The sequence below is a fragment of the Silanimonas sp. genome (assembly GCF_027530345.1).
Lineage (GTDB): Bacteria > Pseudomonadota > Gammaproteobacteria > Xanthomonadales > Xanthomonadaceae > Silanimonas.
Genome location: NZ_JAPZQK010000008.1, coordinates 234,689 through 258,332 on the forward strand (window position 1 = coordinate 234,689; position 23,644 = coordinate 258,332).

The following is a 23,644-nucleotide window of genomic DNA, read 5'->3' on the forward strand; positions in this document are numbered from 1 at the left end:
GAGTTGCAACCATGTCCCTGATCAATACGCACGTCCCGACGTTCAAGACCACCGCCTTCCACAACGGCAAGTTCGTGCCGGTGACGGAAGAGAGCTTCAAGGGCGAGTGGTCGGTGCTCGTGTTCATGCCGGCCGCCTTCACCTTCAACTGCCCGACGGAAGTCGAGGACGCCGCCGAGAACTACGCCGAATTCCAGAAGCTGGGCGCCGAGGTCTACATCATCACGACCGACACCCACTTCTCGCACAAGGTGTGGCACGAGACCTCGCCGGCCGTCGGCAAGGCCAAGTTCCCACTGGTCGGCGACCCGACCCACACGCTGACCCGCGCCTTCGGCGTGCACATCGAAGAGGAAGGCCTGGCCCTGCGCGGCACCTTCGTCATCAACCCGGAAGGCGTCATCAAGACCGCCGAGATCCACGACAACGCCATCGCGCGTGACATGAAGGAGACGCTGCGCAAGCTGAAGGCCGCGCAGTTCGTCGCCAAGAACCCGGGCCAAGTCTGCCCGGCCAAGTGGAACGACGGCGCCAAGACGATCGCTCCGTCGCTGGACCTCGTCGGCAAGATCTAAGCCGCACGGCCACCCGGTCGCCGCGCTCGCGCGGCGGCTCGGGTGCTTGCCCAAGCCGCGCCGCGCGGCTTCGGCAAGTACCTGGAATTGGAGTCACACGATGTTGGATGACGCCCTGAAGGCCCAGCTCGCGGCCTACCTCGAGCGCCTTGTCGCCCCGATCGAACTGGTCGCCTCGCTCGATGGCAGCGAGTCCTCCGCCGAGCTGCGCGCGCTGCTCGAGACCGTGGCGGCGCTGTCGCCGAAAATCACGCTGCGCGAGTCGGCCGATGCCCGCACGCCCTCGTTCGCGATCCAGCGCGCCGACGACGCGTCGGTGGCGGTGCGCTTCGCCGGCATTCCGCTCGGCCACGAGTTCACCTCGCTGGTGCTGGCCCTGCTGCAGGTCAGCGGCTACCCACCGAAGGTCGAGCAGGCGCTGATCGACGCGGTGAAGGGCCTCGACGGCGAGTTCCACTTTGAGAGCTACTTCTCGCTGTCTTGCGGCAACTGCCCGGACGTGGTGCAGGCGCTGAACCTCATGGCGGTGCTGAACCCGCGCATCACCCATGCCGCCATCGACGGCGCGCTGTTCCAGGCCGAAGTCGAAGCGCGCGAGGTGATGGCCGTGCCGGCCGTGTTCCTCAACGGCCAGTCCTTCGGTTCGGGCCGCATGGAGCTGGCGCAGATCGTCGCCAAGCTCGACACCGGCGCGGAGGCGCGCGCCGCCGAGGCCATCAAGGCGAAGGCGCCCTTCGACGTGCTGATCGTCGGCGGCGGCCCGGCGGGTGCTGCCGCGGCCATCTACGCCGCGCGCAAGGGCATCCGCACCGGCATCGCCGCCGAGCGCTTCGGCGGCCAGGTGATGGACACCATGGGCATCGAGAACCTCGTCGCCGTGACGGAGACCGAGGGCCCGAAGCTCGCCGCCGAGCTGGAGCGCAACGTGCGCGCCAACGGCGTCGACCTGATGAACCTGCAGCGCGCGGAAGCGCTGGTGCCGGCCGGCGCCGACGGCCTCGTCGAGGTGAAGCTCGCCAACGGCGCCTCGCTGAAGTCGAAGACCGTCATCCTCGCCACTGGTGCCCGCTGGCGCACCATGAACGTGCCGGGCGAAGACCTTTACCGCAACAAGGGCGTGGCCTTCTGCCCGCACTGCGACGGCCCGCTGTTCAAGGGCAAGCGCGTGGCGGTGATCGGCGGCGGCAACTCCGGCGTCGAAGCGGCCATCGACCTCGCCGGCCTCGTGGCGCACGTCACCCTGCTGGAATTCGATGTGAAGCTGCGCGCCGACGAGGTGCTGCAGCGCAAGCTGCGCTCGCTGCCGAACGTCACGGTGATCACGAACGCCCAGACCACCGAGGTGACGGGCGACGGCCAGCGCGTGGACGGCCTCGTCTATACCGACCGCGGCACCGGTGAGTCGAAGCGCGTCGACCTCGAGGGCGTCTTCGTGCAGATCGGCCTGCTGCCGAACACCGAGTGGCTGAAGGGCGCGATTGAACTCACCCCGCGCGGCGAGATCGTCACCGACGACAAGGGCCACACCTCGCTGCCGGGCGTGTTCGCCGCCGGCGATGCGACGACCGAGCCCTACAAGCAGATCGTGGTCGCGATGGGCGGCGGCTCGACGGCCGCGCTGTCGGCCTTCGACCACCTGATCCGCCACAGCGCGCCGGCCGCCGCCGCGCCGGTGGGCGCGCCCGAGACGGCCTGAGCGCGGGCGGGGTGGGCCGCCCGCTATCATCCCTTCCGTCCGACCGGGGGAGGGGACGATGGCGACGCGAGGGGAAGACCGGGCCCGATTCCAGGGCATTCCGGAACGCAACACCAGCGACAACCTGCTGCGCACGACGCAGCAGCACCACGTGCACCTGTCGGCGATGGCCGACACCAAGGCCAATATCGTGATCACGGTGTCCTCCGTGGTGCTGACGCTCAGCTTGGCGCGCCTCAACGACCCCGAGTTGCGCCACTCGATGATGGTGCTGGCGGTGTTCACCCTTCTGGCGCTGTTCCTCGCCGTGCTGGCCGTGCTGCCGAAGTACCGCCCGCTGCGCTTGCCCAGCCCCGATGCGCCGCTGCCCTCGCAGTTCAACCTGCTGTTCTTCGGCCACTTCGCCGAACTGACGAAGGATCGCTTCCTCGACGAGATCGAGCGTTCGCTCCAGCCTGACGGCAGCGTCTACGCGACGATGGCGAAGGACGTCTATTCGCTGGGCTGGTACCTCTCGCACCACAAGTACCGCTATCTGCGCGGGGCCTACCTGTGCTTCCTTTGCGGCTTCGTCGGTGCCTGCGGCGTGCAGCTCGTGCGCGCGTTGGGCGGATGGTCCTGAGCGTCGGGGCGGCGGTCCGCGATGCGGCGGCGATGCTGGTGTCCGCAGTGCCCAATAACGCCGAGGCTCGCGCCGACGCCGAGATCCTGCTCGCGCACGCGCTGGGCAAGGACCGCACGTGGCTGTTCACCCATGCCGATGATCCGCTCGACGACGCGGCTGCCCTGCGTTTCGAGGCCTTGGTCGCCCAGCGCCGGGCCGGCGAGCCGGTGGCTTATCTCATCGGTCAGCGGGGTTTCTGGCGCTTCGATCTCGAAGTGACGCCGGACACGCTGATCCCGCGCGCCGACACCGAGTGCTTGGTGGAGCAGGCGCTGGCGCGGCTGCCGAATGATCGGCCGCTTCGCCTGCTCGACCTCGGCACCGGCACGGGCGCGATCGCGCTGGCGCTGGCGACCGAGCGGCCGCGGGCGAGCGTCGTTGCGGTAGACCTCAGCCCGGGTGCCGCCGCGGTGGCCCGGCGCAATGCCGATCGTCTCGGCCTCGCGGCATGCGTCGAGGTGCGCGAAGGCGCGTGGTTCGCGCCAGTCGCCGGTGAGCGCTTCGACCTGATCGCCAGCAACCCGCCCTACATCGAGGCTGACGATCCGCATCTGGCCGAAGGCGACCTGCGCTTCGAGCCGCGCAGTGCACTGGCCTCAGGTACCGACGGCCTCGACGACCTGCGGCTCATCGTGCGCGATGCCCCGGCGCACCTTCGGCCGGGCGGATGGCTGCTGGTCGAGCACGGTTGGCAGCAGGGCGCGGCGGTGCGCGCGCTCTTCGACGCGGCAGGCTTCATCGAGATCGGGACGGAGCGCGACCTCGAAGGTCGGGATCGGGTGACGCTGGGGCGCCATCCCGCGTGAGCGGCGCCCGGTCGGGGCGACGCCCGACGATCAGTCGAGCAAGGCGTCCATGTCGTTGCCGAGGGCCGCGACCTCGTCCCAGTGCTCCTCGAGCGTTTCCTGCTCCAGCTCCAGCCACGAGGCGACCGGCGCCGCTGCGCTGGAAAACAGGCGATCGAGCGGCTGCTTGCCGATGACGAGCAGGTGGCAGGCCCGGGCGACATGCACGAGGCCGGCGTACTCGCTGGGCACCCTCGCGGCCATCGGTGCCGCCTGGTTCACCACCGCCTCGCAAAGCGCGTCCGGGAAATGCCAATGGCTGGCGAGCGCACCGCCGATTTCCACCGAGGTGTAGCCGAGGATCATCTGTTCGGTGTCGCCGCGCGGCGCGCCGGCGGCGACGGCGGCGTCCACCTCGCGCATGCGCTCGCCGTCGAGGGCGTGCATCAGCAGGTTGCCCACGTCATGCAGCAGGCCGGCAGTGAAGGCGGTTTCGGCGTTGAGATTGCGCAGCTTGCCGCGCTTCACCAGCCAGCGGCACAGGCCCGCCACCATGAAGCTCTTGCGCCAGAACGCGCGCAGGTCGAAGCCCTCGGGGGCCTTGAACGCGGCCACCACGCCGCCGGCGGCCACCATCGTCCGCAGCGAATCGACGCCGAGCAGGACCACCGCATCGTTGACCGAACTGACCTTGCGCGTCCCGCCGTAGAACGAGGAATTCGCCAGCCGCAACACTTTCGCGGTGAGCGCCTGGTCCAGCTGCAACTTGGCGGCGATCTTCCCGGCGTCGACGTTCGGGTCGTCGAAGTCGCGCAGCAGCTCCTGCACCACCTTCGGGATCGACGGCAGCTGGTGGGCCTGTTCGAGCATCTTCTGCACGTGCATGGCGGGTTCCGTCGTGGCGTGGTGGGTGCAGCTTAGGGGGCGAAACGGCGTTTCAGGAAGCACCATGCGGCGCGCAGGCCCTGGGCCTCCCCCCCGGCGGGCTTGCCCGGACGGTCGGCGTCATTCCAAGCGTACACGTCGACGTGCGTCCACGGTTGAGCATCGGGGATGAAGCGTTCGAGATAGAGGGCGGCCGTCACACATCCCGCCATCCGCGACGCCCCCGAGTTCGCCATGTCGGCGATGCCCGATTTCAGGTAGCTGTGGTAAGGCCGCCACAGCGGCATGCGCCACAGCGGGTCGCGCTGCTCGGCGCCGGCGTCGAGGTAGGCCGCGGCGAGGTCGTCGCGGTTGCAGAACAGCGCGGGCAGGTCGGGGCCCAGGGCGATGCGCGCCGCGCCGGTGAGCGTGGCGAAGTCCATCACCAGCGCCGGGGACTGCTCGGCGGCGTAAGTGAGCGCATCGCAGAGGATGATGCGGCCTTCGGCATCGGTGTTGTCGATCTCCACGCTCAGGCCGGCGCGCGTGGCGATCACTTCGCCGGGGCGGTAGGCGTCCGGGCCCAGCGCGTTCTCCACGGCGGGCACCAGCAGGGTGAGGCGCACCGGTAGCGCGCGCTCGAGCACCAGGCGCGCCAGCGCGATCGCATGCGCGGCGCCGCCCATGTCCTTCTTCATGTTGCGCATGCCGTCCGGCGGCTTCACGTCGAGGCCGCCGGTGTCGAAGCACACGCCCTTGCCGACGATCACGAGGTGCGGCAGAGCGGCGTCACCGTGCGTGAGTTCGATGAGTCGCGGGGCGCGATGGCTGGCGCGGCCCACGGCATGGATGGCGGGGAAGTTCTGCGCCAGCAGTTCGGGCCCGCGCACGCTGCGGAAGCCGGCGCCATGCGACGACGCGAGGGCGTTCACCGCGGCTTCGAGCTCGTCCGGCCCCATGTGCTCGGTCGGCGTGTTGACGAGATCGCGCGTCAGGATCGACGCGGCCAGCAGGGCCAGCGCCTCGGGCTGCGATGCCGCATCGACGGCGAGCTTGGCCGTCGGCTTCACCGACTTCAGGTAGCGGGCGAACTTGTAGGCGCCGAGGCCCCAGCCGAGCAGGGCGCGATCCGACGAAACGGCCACCGGGCTGTTGTCGGCGATGTGAAAGGTGATCGGCGGCAGCATCGACGGCAGGTGGCCGAGGCTGGCGGGGTCCTGCGGGTCGCCGATGCCAGCTACTGCCGCCGCGGGAGCGCCATCGGCGCCGGGGATCACCAGTTGGGTGAGCGCATCGCCCCGGAACCCGTGGGCGTCGATCCAGGCCTGCACGGCGGTGGGCTGGGCGGCCTTCCACGCCGGGAAGCGCGCGGCGTCGACGAGGTGGAGCGGCAGGGCCGGGGCATCGGCCGGGACGAAGCAGGTGGGAAGCGACATGGACGGCGGGATCGACGGGGGCGCGGAGCGGGAATCAGCCGAGCTTAACGGGTTCGCTGGCCGCGGCTTGCCGCGGCGCGGCAAGTCCGTGGGGGTGGTCCAACGCCGCCACCAGCGCGTCCAGCGTCGCCACTTCGAGATCCGGCGGCGGGAGTTCGGCCGGCCACGCGGCGCCGTGCCGGTTCACCCAGCAGGTGCGCAGCCCGGCGCGGGCGGCGCCGTCCACGTCCAGCCACGGGTCGTCGCCGACATGCAGCAGCTCGGCGTGGGCCACATCGAGCGCGCGCACCGTGTGCTCGAAGATGCCTCGCTCGGGCTTCGCCATGCCCATCTCGCGGGCCGCCACGCGCACCGCGAAGCGCTCGGCGATGCCGATGCGGTGCAGGTCGGCGTTACCGTTGGTGAGCGACGCGAGCGGGAAGCGCGCGGCGAGGGCATCGAGCGCCGGGAGCGCGTCCTCGTAGAACGTCACGCGGTTGCGCTCGAGGTACAGCGCCTCGAAGGCCGGGCGGGCGTGGGCGAGGTCCTCGCCGCCTTCGGTGAGCGCGCGCTCGAGGCAGATCAGGCGCTGCGCGGTGAAGTCGTGGGCGAGGTGCGGGTGCTCGTGCGCTACCTGCTCGCGCAGCGCGCGCATGCGCGGCAGCGGATAGGCCGCGGCGGTGCGCGGGCAGTGGGCATCGAGGTAGGCGTGCAGGGCGGCTTCGGCGCGCTCGATCACCGGCCAGATCGGCCACAGGGTGTCGTCGAGGTCGAAGCTGATGGCGCGGATGGTCGTCATCCGCGCATTGTCCTCCAGAAGGCGTGAAGCCGGGCCTCGCGGTTCGGCGAGGCCCATTCTGGCGGCCCGCTCAGCGCAGTTCGAGGTCGCCCTGTTGCGCGCCGCGCTGCACCCGCAGGATCAGCCGCGCCGGCGGCTGCGCCAGCGCGCTGCGCAGCGCGGGCAGGTCGTCGACGCGACGGCCGTTGACGCCGTAGATGCGGTCGCCCGGCATCAGGCCGTTCTGGCCGGCGCGCGAGCCCGCCGCCACGTCCGTCACCGCGACGCCCGCGAGGCCGCCGCGGCGGAACTTCTCCGCCAACTCACCGAGCGTGGCACCCGCGAGGCGCACGTCGATGTCGGCACCCGGCAGTTGCTTGGGCTGCTCGCGCAGCGTGGCGGAGAGCTTCAGCGCCTGCGCGCCGCGGCGCACGTCGAGCGCGGCCGCTTCGTTCACGGGCAGCAGGCCTTCCGCGTTGCGCAGCGCCTGCGCGCTGTCGACGCGTTGGCCGTTGATGGCGGTGACCACGTCGCCGGGGCGCAGGCCCGCCGCCTCGCCCGGAGCGTTGCGGTAGACCCGGGTGACGATGGCGCCGCGTACGGCCGCGTCGAGGCCCAGCTCCTGCGCGAAGCGCGGCGTGAGGTCGACGAGCTCGATGCCCAGCGAGCCCCGCTTCACCTCACCGAAGACGAGCAGTTGGCGCATCACCTCGTGCGCGAGGTTGGCGGGGATGGCGAAACCGAGGCCGATGTTGCCGGCGGCGCTGCCGCGCGGGTTGAAGCTCGCGGTGTTGATGCCCACCAGTTCGCCGCGCAGGTTGACCAGCGCGCCGCCGGAGTTGCCCGGGTTGATGGAGGCGTCGGTCTGGATGAAGTCCTGGAAGCCGAGGCCGGTCAGGCCGCTGCGGCCGACGGCGGAGACGATGCCCGAGGTGACGGTCTGGCCGAGGCCGAAGGGATTGCCTACGGCCACGACGAAATCGCCGACGCGCAGGCTCTGCGAGTTCGCCAGCGGCAGGGCGCGCAGGTTCTCGGCCGGGATGCGGATCAGTGCGACGTCGGTGCCGGGGTCGCTGCCGATGAACTCGGCTTCCACGGTGCGGCCGTCGTGCAGCTGCACGCTCACTTCGGTCGCGTTGTCGACGACGTGGTGGTTGGTGAGCACGTAGCCGCGCTGCGCATCGACGATGACGCCGGAGCCCAGCGACTGCGATTCCCGCCGCTGCGGGCCGTCCGGCATGCCGAAGAAGCGGCGGAAGAAGGGGTCGGCAGCCAGCGGGCTCTGAACCTCGACGACCTGCCGCGTGTAGATGTTGACGACTGCCGGGGTCACGCCTTCCAGCATCGGCGCCAGCGAGGGCAGGGCCGGCAGGGCGGCGACGCTGCGGGGCGTCTGGGCGGTGACGGGCGCGACGGCCGCCGGGGCGGGGAGCGGCGAGGCCGGACTGGCGATGGCGGCGGGCACCGGGGCCGGCGCGAGGCCGCGGGCGATCAGGCCACCGCCGATGGCGGTCGCGAGCAGGCAGGCGAGGAGGGGCAAGGGGCGCATTCGCAGGCGGTCCTCGAAGGGTTCGATGAGCACGATAGATGCGGATTCCGGCCGCTTTCCGCAAGGGCCGGAGGTGGGTGCGGCCTCGTCCGTATGGATCGCGTGAATTCCCGCAAGCGATTGAAAACGCAGCGAAAAAAGCCGCCGATCCCGATGTCGCGCCGCGGCACTCAAATCCGTTGACAGGGGTGGGGGGCGGGCGTACCGTTGTCCTCCGCCGGCCCTACATGTTGGGGTCCTGGCGGGGAGGGGCCCCAAGATTTTGGGGCTTGAACACAGCTGATGACGCAGGCCGGACGGTTCGTCATGGGGCAGGTCGACTGAAAAACGGGGTTCCGCCGGCGCATCGCGCCGAGGGCGGCCGTCTTTCCGTCTCCGAGGCCCCGGCGCCGAGCCGGTCGACAACGACGCCCCCCGGGCGGAGGAGAGACGAGGAATGAGCACGGTTCGCCTGGAAGCGGTCAAGACGGAAGGCCCGGTGGAGATCGCCATGCAGCCGGCGTCCTGGGACATCTGGGACAAGAAGTACCGCCTGAAGACCAAGAAGGGCGAGCCGGTCGATGCGGACATCGACGGCACCTACAAGCGCGTGGCGAAGGCCCTAGCCGACGCCGAGCCGAACGTCGAGAAGCAGAAGTACTGGTACGAGCGCTTCCTTTGGGCGCTGCGCCGCGGTGTGATCCCCGCCGGCCGCATCACGTCCAACGCCGGTGCGCTGGAGCACAAGCCCGCGACGTCGACGATCAACTGCACCGTGTCGGGCACGATCCCCGACTCGATGGACGGCATCCTCGAGAAGGTCCATGAAGCCGGCCTCACGCTGAAGGCCGGCTGCGGCATCGGCTACGAGTTCTCGACGCTGCGCCCGCGCGGCGCCTTCGTGGCCGGCGCCGGCGCCTATACCTCGGGCCCGCTGAGCTTCATGGATATCTACGACAAGATGTGCTTCACCGTCTCGTCGGCTGGCGGCCGCCGCGGCGCGCAGATGGGCACGTTCGAGATCAGCCATCCGGACGTCAAGGAATTCATCAAGGCCAAGCGCGAGGACGGGCGGCTGCGCCAGTTCAACCTCTCGCTGCTGATCACCGACGAGTTCATGGACGCCGTGGCCCGCGACGCCGAGTGGCCGCTGGTGTTCCCGATCAACGAGAAGGAGGTCGGCGACATCGACCTCGCCGACGCGAGCCAGGTCATCTGGCGCGATTGGCCGACCAGCAAGGGCTACGTGACCCGCGACGACGGCATGGTGGCGTGCCGCGTCTACAGCCGCGCCCGCGCGCGTGGCCTGTGGGACATGATCATGACGTCCACCTACGACTTCGCCGAGCCGGGCTTCATCCTCATCGACCGCGTCAATGAGATGAACAACAACTGGTTCTGCGAGGCGATCCGCGCGACCAACCCCTGCGGCGAGCAGCCGCTGCCGCCCTACGGCGCCTGTTTGCTGGGCTCGGTGAACCTCACCAAGTTCGTGCGCGACCCGTTCACCGACAGGGCGCGCTTCGACTGGGAGGAATACAAGGAGGTCGTCCGCGTCTTCACCCGCATGCTCGACAACGTCGTCGAAGTGAACGGCCTGCCGCTCGAGCAGCAGCGCATCGAGATCATGCGCAAGCGCCGCCACGGCATGGGCTTCCTCGGCCTCGGCTCGACGATGACCATGCTGCGTATGAAGTACGGCTCGCCGGAGAGCTGCGAGTTCACCGAGGCCGTTTCGCGCGAGATGGCCGTCGCCGGCTGGGAAGTGGCGCTGGCCCTCGCCGAGGAGAAGGGCCCGGCCCCGATCATGGACGAGGACTTCGCCGTCACCGCCGAGATGCTGCGCAAGCGTCCGGAGATGGCGAAGGACGGCTTCAAGGTGGGCGACACGATCAAGGGCCGCCTGTTGCACGCCAAGTACAGCCGCTACATGCAGCGCGTCGCCGGCGTGGCCCCGGAGCTGGTGCAGAAGCTCGCCGAGACCGGCGCCCGCTTCACCCACCACAGCTCCATCGCGCCGACCGGCACGATCTCGCTCTCGCTGGCCAACAACGCCTCCAATGGCATCGAGCCCTCGTTCGCGCACCACTACTCGCGCAACGTGATCCGCGAGGGCAAGAAGTCGAAGGAAAAGGTGGACGTCTACAGCTTCGAGCTGCTGGCCTACCGCGAGCTGGTGAACCCGAAGGCGATGCCGTACAGCGATGATCCGGAAGCGAAGCTGCCGGACTACTTCATCGCCGCGGACGACATCTCGCCGAAGGAGCACGTGGATATCCAAGCCGCTTCGCAGATCTGGATCGACTCCTCGATCTCCAAGACGGCGAACGTCCCGACGGACTTCCCGTACGAGGACTTCAAGGACATCTACCGCTATGCCCACGAGAAGGGCCTGAAGGGTTGCACCACCTTCCGCTTCAACCCGGCCGCCTTCCAGGGCGTGCTGGTGAAGGAGAAGGACCTCGAGAACACGACCTACCGCTTCGAGCTCGAAGACGGCAGCGTGGTCGAGGTGAAGGGCAACGAGCAGATCGAGTACGACGGCGAGATGCACACCGCCGCGAACCTGTTCGATGCGCTGAAGGAAGGCTACTACGGTAAGTTCTGACGGAAGGCCACGGGCAGAGCGCCCGCGGCTTCCGAATCGAGGCCCGCCCGACCCGCCCCGGCGAGGTGGGCCCGAACCGGCAAGCGTGCACCGGCCCCCAAGGCACGCGGATGCAGCACCCCACTGGAGTGTTCCCATGAGCAATGGCAACGGTGTGACCACGACGATCGCCCAGGCGGTCGAAGCGGTGAGCGGCAAGGCCAACGAGGTCGTCGAGCAGGCGAAAGCCAAGGCGGCGCCGATGGTGAAGAAGGCCAAGGCCGAGGTCGCGAAGGTCGAGAAGGCCGCCAAGGCGAAGATGAAGCAGGCCGAGAAGTCGCCCGCCGGCCAGGCCGTCAAGAAGGCCGTCGGCAACGCCAAGAAGAAGGTCGCGGCGGCGAAGAAGTCGGTCGACGCGGCGGTGAAGTCGGCGAAGGCCAAGCTCGGCGGCAAGCCGGCCGCGAAGAAGGCGGCACCGGCCAAGAAGGCCGCCAAGCCCGCGGCGAAGAAGGCGGCCAAGAAGGCGCCGGTGAAGAAGGCTGCCGCCAAGAAGGCTCCGGCCAAGAAGGCGGCGCCGAAGAAAGCGGCGCCGAAGAAAGCGGTGAAGAAGGCGGCCCCGAAGAAGGCCGCGAAGAAAGTCGCCAAGAAGACCGCGCGCCGCTGATCGCGGCGTCCGGCCCGGAACCCCCGCTCCCTGAGCGGGGCCGGAAGCGTCACCCCTGAAATCCGCACCAGACAACGCAACAGGCACCACCCGCAGGAGCGCCGGCATGGCCATCAAGATCAGCAAGAAAATCAAGTCGTACAGCGTCGCCACGCCGGACGACAAGGCCGCCACGCCGGCACCCGCGCCCGTCGCCGCTGCGCCCGCGCCGCTGCCGACGGCCGAGATCATCCAGATGCACGAGCGCGTCGAGCGCCCGGAGACCCTGGTCGGCGCCACCTACAAGATCAAGTCGCCGCTGTTCGAGCACGCGCTGTACGTGACGATCAACGACATCGTGCTGAACCCCGGCACCGAGCACGAGCTCCGCCGTCCCTTCGAGCTGTTCATCAACTCGAAGAACATGGAGCACTTCCAGTGGATCGTCGCCATCACCCGCATCGTCTCGGCGGTGTTCCGCAAGGGCGGCGACGTGACCTTCCTCGCCGAGGAGATGAAGGCGGTGTTCGATCCGCGCGGTGGCTACTTCAAGGCCGGTGGCGTCTACATGCCCTCGATCATCGCCGAGATCGGCGGCGTCATCGAAGAGCACCTGAAGTCGATCGGCATGATCATCGACCCGGAGATCAGCGACGCGCAGCGCGCCCTGATCGCCGAGAAGCGCGCCGCCTACGAGAACCGCTCAAAAAAAAACCCTGACGTGAGCGCCGCCCCGGCGGTGGGCGGCGATATCGCGATCACCGGCGACGGCACCAGCTTCCCGCCCTCGGCCACGATGTGCAGCAAGTGCAACACCAAGGCCCTCGTGCTGATGGACGGCTGCCAGACCTGCTTGAACTGCGGCTATTCGAAGTGCGGGTGAGACCGCCCGTTCTTCCAACCCCCCCGCGCATGACCAATACCCCAACAAGTGATCCGGCCTCGGCCCTGCCGTCCCGTGGCTGGCTGGCGGCTTTCGCCTTCCTCGGGGTCGTGATGGCTCTCGACGGCCTGATGAGCCTTGCCTCTGTCGAAGCGGCAACCGCCGCGATGATGGAAGCTGCCGGCAAGGCGCTCGGCGGATCGCTGGTGGCGGCGTATGGCGCCCTCGGTCTGCGCGGTGCCCGGCCTCTGGAGGGCAAGGGTATCGAAGGGTTGGCGATCATCGCGCTTTGCCTCTACGCCGGCGGCAAGGTCGTCGGCAGCGCGTGGTGGGCATCGGTCGTCGGTTGACCCGATGACTCTCGACACTTTCCGCTGCGGCCGTTGCGGGGGCGCGGTCCCCGAGCACATGTTGCGGGCGACCGCGGCCTACGCCCTCGGCGAGGCGGCCTGCCCGCATTGCGGCACTCGCGTGGCCCGGCTTGCGGACGGCGCGTGGCGGCCTTGGCTGCAGACCGCGATGGTCTTCCTGGGCTTGATGGGCGTGCTGGGCGCAGTGCGCGAGGGGCCTCAGGGTACGTGGTGGCCCTACGCACTCACCTTCGCCGCCAGCGCCCTGGCCGTGTGGCAGTTCCGATCACGTCCCGACCGTATCCTCCATCCCGTTGCGGCGGGCTGAGCCGCCCTTCGGCACGATGCCGGCTTGCCCCCTCGGCGGCATACTGCCGACGTGACCGACACCCTCGAAGCCGACACCCGACAGATCGCGTTCGAGCAGTTCGCGCGGAACTTCGCGCGGGCCCTGCTGACGACGCCCGTGGCTTGGCTGGTGGTGCTTGCCATGGCCTGGGGGTTGGCGCCAAGGGCCTCCCTGTGGGCGTGGTTCGGGGCGGCGCTGGCGTGCTGGGTGCTTTGCATGACCCAGAGCCAGTGGTCCCGGCGTCAGGGGTTCGACGTCGCTCGGCATCGCCTCTCGGCTTGGGCGTCAGCGTTCCTCGACGGCATCGGCTGGGGCATGGTGCCGCTGTTCCTGATGGGCCACGACCCGACGCTCGATGCGCGGCTGGCCGCCGTGCTCTGCGGCGTGGTGGCGGTCACCCTCGGCATCTACATCACTGCGCCGGAAGCCTTGCGCCTACAGGTCGCAGGCACATGGATAGGCATCGTGCTCTCATCGCTGCTCGGTGCGGGGCCGGATGGCGCGATCGTCCTCGGCCTCGCGGTGATGCACGTGCTGGCGCTGTTCTTCCTGCCGGGGATCACCGCCCGCGTGGTCGACGGCATCCGGCTGCAGCAGGCCAATGCGCGCCTCGCCGAACAATTGCGATTGCACCTGCTCACCGTTGAGGAGGAGGCGGCCACCGATCCGCTCACCGGCGTGCTCAACCGCCGCGCGCTCGACCGCCTGCTGGCCCGTGAGATCGAGCGCTGCGAGGCGCAGGGCGGCATGGTTTCGGTGCTGGCGCTGGACCTCGACCACTTCAAGGCCGTCAACGACACGTACGGGCACGCGGTGGGCGACGAGGCGCTGCGCGCCTTCGCACGGCGCGTCCGCGGTCCGTTGCGGCAGAGCGACCATCTCGCACGCCTCGGCGGCGAGGAATTCATCGTGCTGCTGCCGGGCGCGCCCGTGTCGAACGCGCTCGAGATCGCCGAGCGGCTGCGCGCGTCCGTGGCCGAAGCCCCGCCGGTCGATGTGCCGCGTGTGGCGGTGACCGTGTCGATCGGCGTCGCGGCGTTCCGTCCGGGCGACCGCGGCACCGACCTGCTCGCCCGTGCGGATACGGCGGCCTACGCGGCCAAGCGCTCGGGCCGTGACCGGGTGGTGCTGGCCGAGGGCTGAGCCCGCTCAGTTCGATGCGGGTTCGACCGCCTCGACGGGCGCGCTGGCTTCGGCGGGCTGGTCTTCGGCGACCGCATCGGCCGGCGGTTCCTCGCCCGGCGCGATGATCGTGTAGCCCTTGGCGCGCATGGCGGCCAGCAGGCCATCGTCGGCGGTGAGCACCTGGTAGTCGGCCACGGCGACCGTCGTCGCATGCTCGGCGAGGCTCTCCTCGGCCACGCGCACCCACTCGTCGACCACGCGCTTCGGCAGGTCGTTGAAGCCGCGATTCTTCAGGGCATCGGTACCCAGCAGGGCCAGCGCGCAGGCGCGGATCTCGCTGTCGAACTCGAGTTCCTCGAGCGTCTGCAGGTCGCCCACGGCCCAGGCGTTTGCGCGCTCGACCATGTTCGCGGTGTCGGTTTCAAGGCGTGCGACCGTCGCCTCCATGCAGCCGACATCGTCGACGGCCGAGCGCTCGAATTCCTTCAGCGCATCGCGCGGGTCTTCGACCTTGATGCTCACGCCCACGCGGACGATGTCGCGGTCGTTGCGCTTGGCGATGCGTTCCACGCGGTCCCAGACGATGTTCTCGCGCTTGAGGTCGAGGTCGCCGAGGGCCTCGTCCATCAGTTCGTAGGCGGCGAACACCGGGCGGCGGTTCTCGACGCCGCGGTCGCGGCCCATGTAGATCGCCTTCTGGGCTTGCCAGCGTGCATACAGCTCGGAGGGCAGCACTTCGGCGAGCGTCTTGTCGTCCGGGTTGTTGCGCGCGCGCAGGGCGGTGGGCAGCAAGCGCAGGCTGCCGAAGAAGCCGATGTCGGCGTCGACATCGACGCCCGGCGAGGTCAGCACGCGGTCGGCGCGCGCCACCAGGGCATCGAGTTCGCGCGGCTCCCATTCCATGCGCTTCGGCAAGGGGCTCAACGTGGCCATGACCCACAGCGTGTGTTCGCCCTTGCGGATCTGCCACAGGCCGGGGCCGGGCTGGATGCCGGTGACGACCACCGTTTCCAGCGTCGCGAGTGCGGGCTCGGCGGGCGCGCTGGCCTCGGCGGGCGCGGACTCCGAAGGCGCGGTCTGCGCGTTGGCGGCGAGGGATGCAGTCAGCGCGATGGCGAGGGCGAGCGGGTGGAGGCGCATGGCCATGGGTGGAATCCGGTTTCCGGGGGAAGGACGCATGCTCGCGCAGTCGGGGCGGGGGCGGGATAGGCCGGAAGTCGCGTTGTGGGCGAACCGTTCAGCCCCAGTGGTAATCGGCGGGCTCAAGGGTGCCGGCCTTGCGCACGTATTCCGGTGTGAAGCCGGGGAAGATCGCGATGACGCGGCCGTCCTCCATGCGGTACCAGCTGCGGCATTGCGTCCAGATCGAGCCGCGCAGGCGTGCCTGCAGCGACGCATCGTGCGCGGCCATGGCCTCGGGCTTCACCGCAGCCCAGCCCCCGCCACGCTCGCGGACGCGCTGCATCACGGCGAGCGCGTGGCGTGCGGCGGCTTCGATGTAGAACAGGGTGCTGGTGTGGCCGGTGGCGGTGTTCGGGCCCAGCATCAGGAACAGGTTCGGGAAGCCGGCGACGCCGATGCCGTGCAGGGCCACGGGGCCATCGCGCCAGGCCTCGGCGAGCGTCCGGCCCGCGCAGCCGTTGATCGTGATCGAGCCGAGCAGGTTCACCGTCTCGAAGCCGGTGGCGCAGACCAGCGCGTCGAGCCGGTGTTCGCGGCCGTCGGTGGTGACGATTCCATCAGCGGTGATGCGCGCGATGCCGTCGGTGACCAGCGCGACGTGCGGCTGCGCGAGCGTGGGGTAGTAGTCGTTGGCGTAGATGATCCGCTTGCAGCCCAGCGGGTAGGGCGGGGCGAGGGCCGACTCGAGAGCCGCGCGATCCGGCGCGTCGCGCAGCTGCCGGCGGCGGTGCCAGCGCGCGAGGCCCAGCATGAAGCGCCGTGCGACCGTGCCCTCGTCGAAACCACGGCGCGTCCATTCGAGGAAGCCCGCCCACGCCAGCCGGACGGCCGGCGCGTAGCCCGGCACCCGCATCAGCCAGCGATCGAACCAGCGATAGCGGCGCTCCAGCCGCGGAAGCACCCAGTTCGGTGTGCGCTGGAACACCTCGAGTTTCGACGCGCGAGCCGCGAGTTTCGGGATGAGCTGCACGGCGGTGGAGCCGGTGCCGATCACGCCGATGCGTTGTCCGTCGAGGGCGCGGTCGTCGTCGTGCCAGCGCGCGGTATGCAGCTTCGGGCCTTCGAAGTCGTCGAGGCCGGGGATCGCCGGCCAGCGCGGTTGGCTCAGCGGCCCGGTGCTGCAGACGAAGAAGCGTGATTCCAGCGTGTCGCCCTTCGCCGTGCGGAAACGCCACAGCGCAGCCGACTCGTCCCACGTGGCGGAAACCAGTGCGGTGCCGAGGCGCAGGTGGCCCAGCAGCCCTTCGCGCGCCGCGAGTGCCTCCTGGTACGCGTGGATGTCCGGCGCGTCGGCGAAGCGCTGTGGCCAATGGCGGTTCGGCGCGAACGAGAACGCATAGGCCGGCGCGGGCACGTCGACCTGTGCGCCGGGGTAGCGGTTGTCCCACCAGGTGCCGCCGAGGCCGGGCTGCTTTTCCAGCGCCACCACATCGTGGATACCGGCCTGCTTCAGCGTGTGCAGCATGCACAGCCCCGACATGCCGGCGCCCAGCACGACCACGTCGTGTCGCGCGGCGCGCGGCGGCGTGGCCGCTTCGAGGTGCGGCAGGGCGAAGCGCGCGGCGCGGCCGAGGGCGGCGTCGGCGCTCGGCAGCGTGCCCGCATGAAGCGCGAACACATGCCAGCGGTTCGCCACGACGTCGGCCGTCGCGGTGACGCCGGCTCCGTACAAGGCCGCGACGAGGCGCCCGCAGCCGGGGGCGAAGATCTCGTCGCTGCCCCACTGCACGAAGGTGGGCGGCAGGCCGTCGAGCCGGCCATGCCACGGTGAAACGCGCGGATCATCGGCCGGCAGCCCGGCGCGGAAATGGTCGATGCAGGCCGACACCCAAGGTTTGGACAGGAGCGCTTCGCCGGGGATGGCGTCGGGGAGGCCCGACATCGTGAGGTCGACCAGTGGCGATAGCAGCAGCAGGCAGGCCGGCGGGGTTTCGCCGCGATCGCGCAGGGCCTGCGCGAGCAGCAGCACCAGCGTGCCGCCGGCGGAATCGCCCGCGACGATCACCGGCCCCTCGGCAGACAGCGCGCGATACGCCGCCAGCGCGTCGTCGAGGGCGGCGGGGTAGGGGTGTTCCGGCGCCAGCCGGTAGTCGGTCGAAAACACCGACAGGCCGAGGTCGCGGGCGAGCCTCGCGGTCAGCGCGCGATGCGTGGCCGGCGAGCCGACGCAGAACGCGCCGCCATGCAGGTAGAGCACGCGACCGGCCTTCACCGGTGCGTGCGGCGGGTGCAGCCATTCGCCCGGCACGCCGCCGTGCATCGCGGGCTCGACGCGGCTGCCTTTCGGCAGACGGTTCAAGGGAATGAAGCGCTGCAGGCGCGCGCGCTGCGCGGCGATCGGGACCCAGGGCGCGAAACACGGCTTCACGGCGAGGCGCAGCACGCCACGGAGCAGGGGCGCGATGACGGCTTCGCGCAGGCCGCTCGGCGTGCCGGTGGTGGGCGGAGTCAGCAGGTCCATGGTGACGATTTACACTGCGCGCCTGTCCATCTCCAGTGACGCCCATGCACGCCCTGACCGTTCCTGCCCTTGTCCGCACCCTGACGCAGCTCAAGCACATCCTCGTGAAGGGCGAGGCCCACGCCCGCGCGCAGGGCTGGGACCCGGCGGTGCTGCTCGGCATGCGCCTCGCCCCGGACATGTTCCCGCTGACGCGGCAGGTGCAGATCGCGACCGACATCGCCAAGAACAGCGTCGGCCGGATGACGGGCGGCGAGGCGCCGAAGTTCGATGACAACGAGACGAGCTTCGAGCAGCTGGTCGACCGCGTCGAGCGCACCATCGCCTACATCGGCTCGGTGCCGGCCGCGGCCTTCGAGGGGGCGGAGATGCGCGACATCACCGTCCCCACCCGCGCCCGCGGCGACCTGCACTTCAAGGGCCTCGACTACCTGTTCGCCTTCATCCTGCCGAACGTGCACTTCCACGTGACGACCACCTACGCCCTGCTTCGCCACGCCGGCGTTCCGCTGGGCAAGGCCGATTACCTCGGACCGGTCGGCATGGGGCAGGGCTGAGGCCGTGGCTCGGAGCATCACCCTGGTCGGTTTCGATGCCGACGACACCCTCTGGCATAGCGAAACCTATTTCCACGAGGCGCACGCGGAGTTCGAGCGCATCGTCGGTGGTTACGTCGACCTCGCCGATGCCGGCGTGCATGAGCGCCTGCTCGCCACCGAGCGCGAGAACATCAAGCTGTTCGGTTACGGCGCCAAGGGCATGACGCTCTCGATGATCGAGACCGCCATCGCCCTGAGCGGCGAGCGCATCAGCGCGGCCGACCTTCACCGCATCGTGGGCCTCGGCAAATCGATCCTGCAGCATCCCGTCGAGCTTCTGCCCGGCGTGCGCGCCGCCGTCGAGGCCGTGGCGGCCACGCATCGCGTGGTGCTGATCACCAAGGGTGATCTGTTCCATCAGGAGCGCAAGGTCGCTGCGTCGGGCCTCGCCGACCTGTTCCAGCGCATCGAGATCGTCAGCGAGAAGGACGAAAAGAGCTACGCGCGGCTGTTCAAGGAGTTCGACGTGTCGCCTGCGGAGTTCGTGATGGTCGGCAACTCGCAGAAGTCCGACATCGCGCCGGTGCTGGCGCTGGGTGGCTGGGGCATCCACGTGCCGTATCCGCTGGTCTGGGCGCTGGATCGCGCCGAGATCGACCCGGCGCATCCGCGCTTCGCCAGCGTACCGAATGCCGGCGCGGTACCCGCCGTGCTGGCCGGTTGGGACGCATGAACCGGCGCGGGCTCGCACTGGGCCTCGCGCTCACCGTCGCCGCGCTGCCGGCGCTGGCCGTGCAGGTCGAGCCGCTGGCGTGGACGCCGGGGCCGAACAGCGCGCAGCCGAGCCTCACGTCGACGCGCGAAGGCAGCTTCGCGCTGACATGGCAGCAGAAGCACGGTGCCGAGGCCGAGCTGCACGTCGCGAGCTTCGATGCGCCGCGCGCCGCCGAGCCAGCGGCACAGGCCGCCGTCGCTCGCGGCGACGACTGGTTCGTGAACTGGGCCGACTTCCCCTCGCTCGCCGTCCTCGACAACGGCGACTGGGTGACGTTCACGCTGCGGAAGTCGGCGGGTTCGACCTACGCTTACGACATCCACCTGCAGCGCAGCCTCGACGGCGGCGCCACGTGGCAGCCGCCGGTGAAGGTCAACGACGACGGCCAGCCCGTGCAGCACGGTTTCGTTTCGCTGTTGCCCGATGGCGGGGATCGCGTGCTGATGGTGTGGCTCGATGGCCGCCAGGACACCGTGCACGGCAGCCATGGAAGCCATGCGAGCGGACACGGCGCCGACCATCACGGCCACGACGAGGGCCCGATGACGCTGCGCAGCGCGGTCGTTGGGCGCGATGGCGTGGCACGCGAGGGCGCGAAGCTCGATGCCGACACCTGCTCCTGCTGCCAGACCGATCTCGTGCGTCGCGGTGGCGAGGCCATCGCGGTGTACCGCGACCACGCCGAAGGCATCCGCGACATCGCCCTGCTGCGGCGTTCCAGCGACGGCCAGTGGTCGGCCCCGACGACCGTGCATGACGACGCCTGGCGCATGCCGGGTTGCCCGGTGAACGGCCCGGCCGCGGCGGTGAATCGCGACGCGCTGGCCGTGCTGTGGCCGACGATGGCGACGGGCCCCCTCGAAGTGAAGCTGGCGATCAGCCCGCGCGCTGGCGCGGCGTTCGCGGCGCCCGCCGTGCTTGAGGCCGGCGAGTCAGTGCTGGGTCGCGTCGATGTGGCGCCCTGGCGCGACGGCGGTTTCCTCGCCAGCTGGGTCGGCGGTGACGGGCGTGGCGCGGTGCTCCGCGTGGCCGAACTCGATGCCGGCGGCCGCGTGATCGCGCGCCGCGACGTCGTGGCCTTGCCACCGGGCCGCCAGCTTGGGCATCCGCGCCTCGCGGCCACCGGCGGCGACGTCGCGATGGTCGCGTGGACCGAACCCACCGTGCAGGGCCCGCGGGTCCGCGCGGCGTGGCTTCGGGCGCAGGACTAGGCGTCGCGCTCAACCGCCGTTGCGGCAGCGCGCCTCAGGGTGCGCGGGCGTCGAAGTCGTTTTCCAGCAGGCGCTCGAAGGCGCCGGGCGGATCGTGGAGCGGGTAGGTGAAGGGGCTGGAGAACGCCTGCACGAAGAACAGCACGAGGCCGGCGTAGGCGCCAAGGCTCGCCAACAGCAGGCGGGTTTGCCGCGTCGGCGGAAACACGCACAGCGGCAGTGTCACCAGCACCAGCCCCGCCAGCGCGGGCAACCAGAACACCATGCTGAAGCCCTGCGCGGCCCATTCCTCGCGCAGGTGGCGGTGTTCCGCGATCACGCCGAGGCGGGCCAGCATCCGCTCGCGCAGCGCCACTTCGCGCAGCGCCACTTCGCGCGGCGTCGCGGGCAGGGCGTCGAGCACTGCCGCATACGCCCGTTCGCGCGCCTCCCACGCGCGACGGGAGAGGCGCCTTTCCGTGCCAAGCAGCCGCCACTCGCGGTCGACGACGAAGCGCACGTAGTCGCGCATGGCGGACTGCACCGGCTCGGCGAGGTCCCCGCCGTAGCGCCCGGCGTCGTGGAAGACATCGGCGATGGCCACCGCCTCGCGGGAGAGACCTTCGCGCACCTGCTGGTACTGGCCCAGTTCCTGCGCATACACCATGGCGAGGATGACGCCGAAAAGCGCGGCGGTGCGCAACCCGATCACCTGCGCCGCGTCGCGCACCACCGGCGGGTGGTCATGGCCGTCGGCCGCGGGCGGTGTGCCTTCCGGCGCGGGCGGTGGCGCCATCCAGCGCCGACCGGCCGCGTGCACCGCGAGGACGAGGATGCTGCTGCCGCCGATCCACAGCGAGGCGAGCAGGGTGTCGATCAACAACGCCATTGGCGCAGTTCCGCAAGGGAGTCCGCGCCACGCTAGGCCGTCGCGCGGCGGTCGGCAAGCACCGCTTCAGAACCTCGAGTAGGCCCAGCGCACCATCCGGCCGTCGCGGTAAGGCATCACGCCGTGGAAGGGCCGTCGGTCGCCGTCGAACACCAGGGGCAGGAAGTGGCGGTCGCCTTCCCACATTGGCAGTTCCATAAGCCGGTCCAGCGGCACCCATTCGAGGTCGCCTTCGACATTGCGCGTCGGCGCCTCGCCCTCGAAGGCGGTGATCAGGAAGACGAAGCCGAGCCAGTCCTCGCCGTTTTTGCCGAAGCCCGGCCAGCTGATGGTGCCGCGCAGTTCCATCGCAGTCACCGAGAGGCCGGCTTCCTCGTGGATCTCGCGCGCCATGCCGGCGGCCACGTCCTCGTCGGCCTCGAGTTTGCCGCCGAGGCCGTTGTACTTGCCGAGGTGCTCGTCGCCGGGCCGCGCGTTGCGGTGGACCATCAGCACGCGCCTGCCGTCGGGCGAGAGCACGTAGCCGAGGGTGCCGATGATCGGGGTGTAGGGCATGCGGGTCTCCGTGGTCGGGGCATTATCGCGCTTGGCCGGCCGCGGATTGCGCGAGCGTCCAGCGCCGAAGCCGACGTGCTCGGCTGGCCCGCCCCATCACCTTGGCGGTGGACTGCCCGGCGGTCGGCCCAAAGGGGGCGTCCTGCCCCTTGGGCCGATGGCGCATCCTGCGCGAACGATTCACGACGGTCGCCTGGACAACGTGTCGGGGCTTGCAGGTTCCCGCTCGGTTGATCCCCGGTTCCGGAGGTGACTGATCAGGGCGTTGGTGCTGATTACAAGACGCGTCCGCTTTCGGCCGAGGCTGTGTGAAAACCTTCTCTCCGTTGGCAAGATCTCAACACCAGTCGATTGGTGATGTGCATGAAGCGATTCGTCGATGGCGTCGACCGCTCCCAAGGGCTTTTGCTCCCTGATCGGTTGGAGGACTACGTCCACGAAGACAACCCAGTTCGGGTGGTGGATGCCTTCGTCGAAGCACTCGACTTGGGTCAACTCGGTTTCGAAGCAGCGAATCGCTCTGCCGGCGGCAGGCCCGCGTATCACCCGGCGGCTCTGCTCAAGATCTACATCTACGGATACCTCAACCGAATCCAGTCCAGCCGACGCTTGGAGCGGGAGGCGCAACGGAATCTCGAGTTGATCTGGCTGACCGGTCGACTGGCACCGGACTTCAAAACCATCGCTGACTTCCGCAGAGACAATGGCGCTGCGATCACCGCGGTGTGCAGCCGCTTCGTTTCGCTGTGCCGAACGATGAAGGTCTTTTCGCACGCCGTCGTTGCCATCGACGGCAGCAAGCTCAAGGCGGTCAACAGCCGCGACCGCAACTACACGGTCGGCAAAGTCAGGGGTCGCCGGGAGCAGTTGGAAGAGAGCGTCGCCCGCTACCTTGCCGAGTTGGATCGGGCCGACCGCGACCCCGCCTTGCTGCCCGAGGGGCGCGTTCCTCACCTGAGGGACAAGCTGGGCAAGCTGAAGGAACAGATGGCGAAGCTCGACGCCATCGAGAAACAGCTTCATGACGCGCCGGATCACCAGATATCGCTGACGGACCCAGATGCGCGCTCGATGACGTCGAGCGGCCGAGGAACCGGGACGGTCGGTTACAACCTGCAGGCAGCAGTGGATGCCGAGCACCACCTGATCGTGGCTTACGACGTCACCAATGACGGCCATGACCGCAGCCAGCTTTCGACGATGGCCGTGAAGGCCAAGGAGGCTCTGGGCGTTGAGCGCATCACGGCGCTAGCTGACCGGGGCTACTTCAATGCGCCAGAGATCATGGCGTGCGAGCAAGAAGGCGTTATTCCGCTGGTGCCCAAGCCGCTGACGTCGAACAGCAAAGCCGAAGGTCGATTCGACAAGCGGGACTTCATCTACGACCCGGCGACCGATGAGTACGAGTGCCCGGCAGGTGAGCGTGCGATCCATCGCTTTTCGACCGAAGAGAACGGGCTGACCCTGCACAAGTACTGGTCATCCGCTTGTCCCGAATGTCCGATGCGGGAGAGGTGCACCACCGCCAGGTATCGCCGCATTACGCGCTGGGAGCATGAGGCGGTGCTCGAGAGGATGCAGACGCGCTTGGATGCTTCACCGAACTTTGCAGTGGTGCGACGGCAGACGGTCGAGCATGTCTTCGGCACGCTGAAGTCATGGCTTGGGACCGCGCCATTGCTGACGAAGACGCTGCCCAGGGTCAAAACCGAGGTCAGCTTGGCCGTGTTGGCCTACAACATGAAGCGGATGATCAAGATCATGGGCGTGCACGGCATGACCCGGGCGATCGCGGCCTGACGCATTCCATT

22 protein-coding genes are annotated in these 23,644 nt (G+C 69.5%); 14 read left to right on the plus strand and 8 right to left on the minus strand.

All coding sequences use genetic code 11. The annotated features are described in order from the left end of the window. The first annotated feature begins 11 nt into the window (after positions 1 to 11). From ahpC to prmC, 4 genes are all read left to right on the plus strand, one after another. A complete protein-coding gene (ahpC, locus tag O9255_RS05590) occupies positions 12 to 575 on the plus strand; it encodes an alkyl hydroperoxide reductase subunit C (protein ID WP_297865856.1) in 564 nt (187 codons plus the stop codon). 100 nt (positions 576 to 675) lie between these two features. Then, positions 676 to 2,271, plus strand: coding sequence for an alkyl hydroperoxide reductase subunit F (gene ahpF, locus O9255_RS05595; RefSeq protein WP_297865857.1), 1,596 nt, complete (start codon positions 676 to 678; stop codon positions 2,269 to 2,271). 58 nt (positions 2,272 to 2,329) lie between these two features. Beyond that, on the plus strand, positions 2,330 to 2,893 hold the full coding sequence (locus O9255_RS05600; protein ID WP_297865858.1) for a Pycsar system effector family protein: 564 nt from the start codon (positions 2,330 to 2,332) through the stop codon (positions 2,891 to 2,893). Further along, entirely contained in the window at positions 2,884 to 3,741 is an 858-nt protein-coding gene (prmC, locus tag O9255_RS05605) for a peptide chain release factor N(5)-glutamine methyltransferase (protein WP_297865859.1), read from the plus strand. The genes O9255_RS05600 and prmC overlap by 10 nt, the downstream gene beginning before the upstream one ends. A 30-nt stretch (positions 3,742 to 3,771) precedes the next feature. On the opposite strand, the gene O9255_RS05610 is transcribed toward prmC, so the two are convergent. From O9255_RS05610 to O9255_RS05625, 4 genes are all read right to left on the minus strand, one after another. Next, entirely contained in the window at positions 3,772 to 4,605 is an 834-nt protein-coding gene (locus O9255_RS05610; protein ID WP_297865860.1) for an HDOD domain-containing protein, read from the minus strand. Positions 4,606 to 4,637: 32 nt separating this feature from the next. Further along, positions 4,638 to 6,020, minus strand: coding sequence for a leucyl aminopeptidase family protein (locus O9255_RS05615; RefSeq protein WP_297865861.1), 1,383 nt, complete (start codon positions 6,018 to 6,020; stop codon positions 4,638 to 4,640). Between the two features lie 34 nt (positions 6,021 to 6,054). Then, positions 6,055 to 6,798 (minus strand): HAD-IA family hydrolase, encoded by a 744-nt coding sequence (locus O9255_RS05620; protein ID WP_297865862.1) that lies wholly within the window; start codon positions 6,796 to 6,798, stop codon positions 6,055 to 6,057. Between the two features lie 70 nt (positions 6,799 to 6,868). Then, positions 6,869 to 8,326 (minus strand): Do family serine endopeptidase, encoded by a 1,458-nt coding sequence (locus tag O9255_RS05625; protein WP_297865863.1) that lies wholly within the window; start codon positions 8,324 to 8,326, stop codon positions 6,869 to 6,871. Positions 8,327 to 8,762: 436 nt separating this feature from the next. On the opposite strand from O9255_RS05625, the gene O9255_RS05630 reads away from it, so the two are divergent. From O9255_RS05630 to O9255_RS05655, 6 genes are all read left to right on the plus strand, one after another. After that, positions 8,763 to 10,913, plus strand: coding sequence for an adenosylcobalamin-dependent ribonucleoside-diphosphate reductase (locus tag O9255_RS05630; protein ID WP_297865864.1), 2,151 nt, complete (start codon positions 8,763 to 8,765; stop codon positions 10,911 to 10,913). A gap of 136 nt (positions 10,914 to 11,049) precedes the next feature. Continuing rightward, a complete protein-coding gene (locus tag O9255_RS05635; RefSeq protein ID WP_297865865.1) occupies positions 11,050 to 11,556 on the plus strand; it encodes a hypothetical protein in 507 nt (168 codons plus the stop codon). Positions 11,557 to 11,662: 106 nt separating this feature from the next. Beyond that, positions 11,663 to 12,418, plus strand: a complete 756-nt coding sequence (locus tag O9255_RS05640) for an NrdJb (protein WP_297865866.1) — start codon at positions 11,663 to 11,665, stop codon at positions 12,416 to 12,418. A 29-nt stretch (positions 12,419 to 12,447) separates the two neighbouring features. After that, entirely contained in the window at positions 12,448 to 12,768 is a 321-nt protein-coding gene (locus O9255_RS05645; RefSeq protein WP_297865867.1) for a hypothetical protein, read from the plus strand. Positions 12,769 to 12,826: 58 nt separating this feature from the next. Beyond that, complete coding sequence (locus O9255_RS05650; RefSeq protein ID WP_297865868.1) at positions 12,827 to 13,096, plus strand: hypothetical protein; 270 nt, start codon at positions 12,827 to 12,829, stop codon at positions 13,094 to 13,096. 51 nt (positions 13,097 to 13,147) lie between these two features. Beyond that, complete coding sequence (locus O9255_RS05655) at positions 13,148 to 14,260, plus strand: sensor domain-containing diguanylate cyclase (RefSeq protein ID WP_297865869.1); 1,113 nt, start codon at positions 13,148 to 13,150, stop codon at positions 14,258 to 14,260. A 6-nt stretch (positions 14,261 to 14,266) separates the two neighbouring features. Here O9255_RS05655 and O9255_RS05660 read toward each other — a convergent pair whose 3' ends face one another. Together O9255_RS05660 and O9255_RS05665 are read right to left on the minus strand one after the other, a co-directional pair. Continuing rightward, entirely contained in the window at positions 14,267 to 15,388 is a 1,122-nt protein-coding gene (locus O9255_RS05660; RefSeq protein WP_297865870.1) for a TraB/GumN family protein, read from the minus strand. A 91-nt stretch (positions 15,389 to 15,479) separates the two neighbouring features. Next, positions 15,480 to 17,885, minus strand: coding sequence for an alpha/beta hydrolase fold domain-containing protein (locus O9255_RS05665; RefSeq protein WP_297865871.1), 2,406 nt, complete (start codon positions 17,883 to 17,885; stop codon positions 15,480 to 15,482). A gap of 44 nt (positions 17,886 to 17,929) precedes the next feature. Here O9255_RS05665 and O9255_RS05670 point away from each other — a divergent pair, with 44 nt between their 5' ends. The 3 genes from O9255_RS05670 to O9255_RS05680 are packed head-to-tail and all read left to right on the plus strand — an operon-like array spanning position 17,930 to position 20,410. After that, positions 17,930 to 18,442 carry a DUF1993 domain-containing protein gene (locus O9255_RS05670; protein ID WP_297865872.1) on the plus strand — a complete coding sequence of 171 codons (513 nt, stop codon included), beginning with the start codon at positions 17,930 to 17,932 and terminating at the stop codon, positions 18,440 to 18,442. A gap of 4 nt (positions 18,443 to 18,446) precedes the next feature. Then, the gene (locus tag O9255_RS05675; protein WP_297865873.1) at positions 18,447 to 19,157 is read left to right on the plus strand and encodes an HAD family hydrolase; all 711 of its coding nucleotides are present in this window, start codon (positions 18,447 to 18,449) and stop codon (positions 19,155 to 19,157) included. Continuing rightward, positions 19,154 to 20,410, plus strand: coding sequence for a sialidase family protein (locus O9255_RS05680; protein WP_297865874.1), 1,257 nt, complete (start codon positions 19,154 to 19,156; stop codon positions 20,408 to 20,410). The genes O9255_RS05675 and O9255_RS05680 overlap by 4 nt, the downstream gene beginning before the upstream one ends. Positions 20,411 to 20,444: 34 nt before the next feature. Here the strand turns inward: O9255_RS05680 and O9255_RS05685 are convergent, their stop codons facing one another. Together O9255_RS05685 and O9255_RS05690 are read right to left on the minus strand one after the other, a co-directional pair. Then, positions 20,445 to 21,278 carry a DUF4239 domain-containing protein gene (locus O9255_RS05685; RefSeq protein WP_297865875.1) on the minus strand — a complete coding sequence of 278 codons (834 nt, stop codon included), beginning with the start codon at positions 21,276 to 21,278 and terminating at the stop codon, positions 20,445 to 20,447. Between the two features lie 66 nt (positions 21,279 to 21,344). Further along, complete coding sequence (locus O9255_RS05690) at positions 21,345 to 21,833, minus strand: 8-oxo-dGTP diphosphatase (protein WP_297865876.1); 489 nt, start codon at positions 21,831 to 21,833, stop codon at positions 21,345 to 21,347. Positions 21,834 to 22,196: 363 nt separating this feature from the next. On the opposite strand from O9255_RS05690, the gene O9255_RS05695 reads away from it, so the two are divergent. Further along, a complete protein-coding gene (locus O9255_RS05695) occupies positions 22,197 to 23,633 on the plus strand; it encodes an IS1182 family transposase (RefSeq protein WP_297865877.1) in 1,437 nt (478 codons plus the stop codon). Positions 23,634 to 23,644 lie beyond the last annotated feature (11 nt).

Coding starts and splice junctions, on each gene's coding strand:
- ahpC (WP_297865856.1), top strand. CDS start 12: ATGTCCCTGATCAATACGCACGTCCCGACGTTCAAGACCACCGCCTTC.
- ahpF (WP_297865857.1), top strand. CDS start 676: ATGTTGGATGACGCCCTGAAGGCCCAGCTCGCGGCCTACCTCGAGCGC.
- O9255_RS05600 (WP_297865858.1), top strand. CDS start 2,330: ATGGCGACGCGAGGGGAAGACCGGGCCCGATTCCAGGGCATTCCGGAA.
- prmC (WP_297865859.1), top strand. CDS start 2,884: ATGGTCCTGAGCGTCGGGGCGGCGGTCCGCGATGCGGCGGCGATGCTG.
- O9255_RS05610 (WP_297865860.1), bottom strand. CDS start 4,605: ATGCACGTGCAGAAGATGCTCGAACAGGCCCACCAGCTGCCGTCGATC.
- O9255_RS05615 (WP_297865861.1), bottom strand. CDS start 6,020: ATGTCGCTTCCCACCTGCTTCGTCCCGGCCGATGCCCCGGCCCTGCCG.
- O9255_RS05620 (WP_297865862.1), bottom strand. CDS start 6,798: ATGACGACCATCCGCGCCATCAGCTTCGACCTCGACGACACCCTGTGG.
- O9255_RS05625 (WP_297865863.1), bottom strand. CDS start 8,326: ATGCGCCCCTTGCCCCTCCTCGCCTGCCTGCTCGCGACCGCCATCGGC.
- O9255_RS05630 (WP_297865864.1), top strand. CDS start 8,763: ATGAGCACGGTTCGCCTGGAAGCGGTCAAGACGGAAGGCCCGGTGGAG.
- O9255_RS05635 (WP_297865865.1), top strand. CDS start 11,050: ATGAGCAATGGCAACGGTGTGACCACGACGATCGCCCAGGCGGTCGAA.
- O9255_RS05640 (WP_297865866.1), top strand. CDS start 11,663: ATGGCCATCAAGATCAGCAAGAAAATCAAGTCGTACAGCGTCGCCACG.
- O9255_RS05645 (WP_297865867.1), top strand. CDS start 12,448: ATGACCAATACCCCAACAAGTGATCCGGCCTCGGCCCTGCCGTCCCGT.
- O9255_RS05650 (WP_297865868.1), top strand. CDS start 12,827: ATGTTGCGGGCGACCGCGGCCTACGCCCTCGGCGAGGCGGCCTGCCCG.
- O9255_RS05660 (WP_297865870.1), bottom strand. CDS start 15,388: ATGGCCATGCGCCTCCACCCGCTCGCCCTCGCCATCGCGCTGACTGCA.
- O9255_RS05665 (WP_297865871.1), bottom strand. CDS start 17,885: ATGGACCTGCTGACTCCGCCCACCACCGGCACGCCGAGCGGCCTGCGC.
- O9255_RS05670 (WP_297865872.1), top strand. CDS start 17,930: ATGCACGCCCTGACCGTTCCTGCCCTTGTCCGCACCCTGACGCAGCTC.
- O9255_RS05680 (WP_297865874.1), top strand. CDS start 19,154: ATGAACCGGCGCGGGCTCGCACTGGGCCTCGCGCTCACCGTCGCCGCG.
- O9255_RS05685 (WP_297865875.1), bottom strand. CDS start 21,278: ATGGCGTTGTTGATCGACACCCTGCTCGCCTCGCTGTGGATCGGCGGC.
- O9255_RS05690 (WP_297865876.1), bottom strand. CDS start 21,833: ATGCCCTACACCCCGATCATCGGCACCCTCGGCTACGTGCTCTCGCCC.
- O9255_RS05695 (WP_297865877.1), top strand. CDS start 22,197: ATGAAGCGATTCGTCGATGGCGTCGACCGCTCCCAAGGGCTTTTGCTC.